The 692-nt window shown below is 51.7% G+C and carries 1 pseudogene; it reads left to right on the top strand.

Going from position 1 to position 692, the window contains the following annotated elements:
* Window positions 1-669 (top strand): annotated as a pseudogene (locus OKC44_RS22060) (IS630-like element ISAhy2 family transposase); the annotation flags it as partial.
* Window positions 670-692 lie beyond the last annotated feature (23 nt).

Here is a 692-nt window from a genome sequence, read left to right as displayed (position 1 = left end):
TTAACAGGGCTCAATGTGGCAGCCTCCACGCTCCGCCGATGGTTACCTCGTATGGGCATTGTCTGGCGCAGGCCCGTGCCGACCTTGCGGATAAAAGACCCAGCCTATCAGGAAAAAATGGCGAATATCGACGCCGCGCTGGCCCGCTGTGATGCCGATAATCCGGTGTTTTATGAGGATGAAGTCGATATAGACCTCAATCCCAAATTAGGAGCCGACTGGATGTTCAGAGCGCAGCAAAAGCGGGTTGTCACACCGGGGCAGAATGCCAAGCATTATCTGGCAGGCGTTCTCCACGCAGGCAACGGAAGGGTACTTTACGTCAGCGGGATCAAGAAAAACTCATCGCTGTTTATTGCCATGCTGGAAAAGCTGCGCCACCACTACCGACGAGCCAAAACCATCACGTTGATCCTCGATAACTACATCATTCACAAAAGCAAACAGACCGAGCGATGGTTGAAGAAGAATCCCAAGTTCTGCCTGGTGTTCCAGCCAGTTTACAGCCCTTGGGTTAATCACATAGAACGGCTATGGCACAAGTTACATGAAACCATCACGCGCAATCATCAATGCAGAGGGATGGCAAACCTGCTGGCCCGAGTGAAACACTTCATGGATACCGTGTCTCCTTTCCCGGGGAATGGCTATGGCACAGCGAAGGTGTAGCACTATTGGGATCAGTTATTTAG

Source organism: Aeromonas sp. S41-2 (assembly GCF_027705845.1).
GTDB lineage: Bacteria > Pseudomonadota > Gammaproteobacteria > Enterobacterales > Aeromonadaceae > Aeromonas > Aeromonas hydrophila.
Note: the sequence above shows the minus strand (reverse complement) of the source record. Positions and strands in the feature narration are given on the sequence as shown.